The sequence below is a fragment of the Wolbachia endosymbiont of Drosophila barbarae genome (assembly GCF_044752445.1).
Lineage (GTDB): Bacteria > Pseudomonadota > Alphaproteobacteria > Rickettsiales > Anaplasmataceae > Wolbachia > Wolbachia pipientis.
This window is the reverse complement of record NZ_JBIXJM010000100.1, coordinates 1-925: the sequence shown is the minus strand read 5'-3', so window position 1 is coordinate 925 and position 925 is coordinate 1. Positions and strand designations below refer to the sequence as shown.

Here is a 925-nt window from a genome sequence, read left to right as displayed (position 1 = left end):
AATCTTTTCGTCGTGCTGTTGATTCTGCCTTCCTATGACCTGTTCGGACTATTATGAGAAATGCTATAAAAGTCGTGGTGAGTTAATAAATTTTTATGGAAGAAAGGATATATTAGAAAATTGAGGGTTTTAAAGGAGGTAAAAATGAGACTGTATTATAAAGATATCACAGGTCTTATCAAAGAACCCTACCGCTCCAGAGGAAGGGATTATTTTGACAAAAGAAAGGTACAGATTATATCTGTTAATGAATCTCAAGCTAAATCAAAGGTAGTTGGATCAAATGTATATCGAGTGACACTAAAGCACGATGGTCCTCTTTTGAGTGGAACATGTTCCTGTCCTGCATTTGTGTATTATGGTCCATGTAAGCATATGGCTGCAACAGGTTTTGCTTTGGTTGCACTTGATAGAAAGGAGTATCGATCGTCTGCGCGCCCAGATGAACAGACTCTCTTTGAAAGGTTTTACTAAGAAAAACAAAGCAAGAGCTAATTTCAATAATTACTCGTTCCAGTAAACATTATCCTGAGATTTTTGAAGAACTAGAGGATAAAGAATATGAGCAATTTATTCAAAGTGAACTTTCAAAATCCGAGAATTATGTATAAAACAACCGGAAAGATGGTGAGATCAGGTAATCTATGGCTAAGACGTCATACCGCCGCGGTATCTCTTAGCCGCTAACACGTAGCGGGATGACGAGATGCCACCACGAACCGTCATACCGCGCGATTCATCCGCGGTATCTCTTAGCATAGATCCCGCTAACAAGCAGCGGGATGACGGTTGTCGTTTAGCTATAAACATTAAGAAATTTACCAAACGAAAAAAAAGGCAAAAAAAGCCCCATAATTGGCTAATTACTTACATTATACTTTCAAGTATGGCGTTTTTTTATTCTAAACACTTAATAACCGCGATT

The 925-nt window shown here is 38.1% G+C and carries 2 protein-coding genes; one reads left to right on the top strand and one right to left on the bottom strand.

The window, feature by feature from the left end:
* Window positions 1-144: 144 nt before the first annotated feature.
* Window positions 145-474 (top strand): SWIM zinc finger family protein, encoded by a 330-nt coding sequence (locus ACIPNH_RS01280; RefSeq protein ID WP_007548583.1) that lies wholly within the window; start codon window positions 145-147, stop codon window positions 472-474.
* A 174-nt stretch (window positions 475-648) separates the two neighbouring features.
* On the opposite strand, the gene ACIPNH_RS01275 is transcribed toward ACIPNH_RS01280, so the two are convergent.
* On the bottom strand, window positions 649-810 hold the full coding sequence (locus ACIPNH_RS01275; protein WP_174516099.1) for a hypothetical protein: 162 nt from the start codon (window positions 808-810) through the stop codon (window positions 649-651).
* Between the last annotated feature and the right edge of the window lie 115 nt (window positions 811-925).

What these genes read in the sequence shown, in the direction of transcription:
- ACIPNH_RS01280 (WP_007548583.1), top strand. Translation starts at nt 145, where the DNA reads ATGAGACTGTATTATAAAGATATCACAGGTCTTATCAAAGAACCCTAC.
- ACIPNH_RS01275 (WP_174516099.1), bottom strand. Translation starts at nt 810, where the DNA reads ATGTTTATAGCTAAACGACAACCGTCATCCCGCTGCTTGTTAGCGGGA.